This window comes from Saccharomonospora iraqiensis subsp. paurometabolica YIM 90007, assembly GCF_000231035.2.
GTDB classification, from domain to species: Bacteria; Actinomycetota; Actinomycetes; order Mycobacteriales; family Pseudonocardiaceae; genus Saccharomonospora; species Saccharomonospora paurometabolica.
Genome location: NZ_KI912226.1, coordinates 1 through 1,315, shown reverse-complemented (window position 1 = coordinate 1,315; position 1,315 = coordinate 1). Strand labels below are relative to the sequence as shown.

Genomic DNA, 1,315 nt, shown 5'->3' with positions numbered 1-1,315 from the left:
GCCGGCTGCCCCGCACGACGACACCGGTGCGCGGCACGGCGCCCGGCACCCCCGGCGGTGGGCCCTGTGGCGGCGACCGCGCCGGTTCGTCGTCCTGCTCGTCGTCCTGGAACTGGTCGCCCTCGTGGGCTTCGCGGTGACGTGGGCGTACTCGCCGGTCCCGACCGGCACCGACTGGCTGCGCCTCGCGATCCTGGCCGCGGGCGCGACCGTGCACATCCAGCTGACCCAGCGACAGGAGGAGCGCCGCCGCAACCGCGCGGGAACCGTGCTCATCGACCTGATCGCGGTCTGGGTCTTCCCCGCGACGCTGGTGCTGCCCGCCACCCTCGCCGTGCTGCTGGTCGTGCTGATCCGCCTTCAGCGCTGGTTCACCGCACGCAGACCGGCGCACAACTTCGTCTACTCCTCCGTCTCGCACGCCCTGGCGGCCGCACTCGCCGGCCTCACCTACGCGGCCACCGACCCGGGTGACTGGACCGCCGTGAGCGCCGTCGGATCACTGCGCGAGTTCGGGCTCATCCTGGTGGCCGCGCTGGTCTACGAGGGTGTGCAGGTGCTCTACGTGGGCGGCATCCTGGCCGTCGCCTCCCGACGTCCCACCTCGCGCACGGTCCTGGGCAGCAGAGCCGACAACGTTCTCGAACTGATCACCACCGGTCTCGGTGCGGTGACCGCGGTCCTGCTCGTCACCCTGCCACCGGCGGTGGCGGTGATGGCGGTGGTCACCGTGGTGTTCAACCGGCTCGCCGAGCTGGACCAGTTGCAGGACGACGTGGTCACCGACCCGAAGACCGGTCTGCTGAACATGCGCGGGTGGACGGAGTCGGCCGAACGGGCGCTGAACCGGGTCCGGAGAGCGGGCGGCACGCTGGCGGTGCTCATGGTGGATCTCGACCACTTCAAGTGGATCAACGACACCTTCGGCCACCCGGCGGGCGACGACGTGCTCGCCGCGACCGCCGCGGCGCTGACCGGGGTGACCAGGCCCTCCGACGTCGTCGGCCGGTTCGGTGGGGAGGAGTTCCTGCTCCTGCTGCCGGAAGCCGACACGGCGGCGGCCGAACGCGCCGCCGAACGGATCCGCACGGCCATCGGTGACCTGCGCATCGAGACCACCGACAAGCGCGGCGCCCGGACCACCGTCGGACGCCGCACCGCGTCCCTCGGCGTCGCCGTGTTCCCCCGGCACGCCGACAGCCTCGAAGGGCTGATGCAGGCGGCCGACACCGCGGTGTACGAAGCCAAGGAAGGCGGGCGGGACCGGGTCGCCTTCGCCCGGCCCCCCGGCTGACCCGGGCCGGGCGGCCCGACG

At 72.9% G+C, this 1,315-nt stretch carries 1 protein-coding gene; it reads left to right on the top strand.

Annotation, left to right across the window (positions count from 1 at the left end; translation table 11 throughout):
* The first annotated feature begins 64 nt into the window (after positions 1-64).
* Positions 65-1,294, top strand: a complete 1,230-nt coding sequence (locus tag SACPADRAFT_RS26685) for a GGDEF domain-containing protein (RefSeq protein WP_040924168.1) — start codon at positions 65-67, stop codon at positions 1,292-1,294.
* The last annotated feature ends 21 nt before the right edge of the window (positions 1,295-1,315 follow it).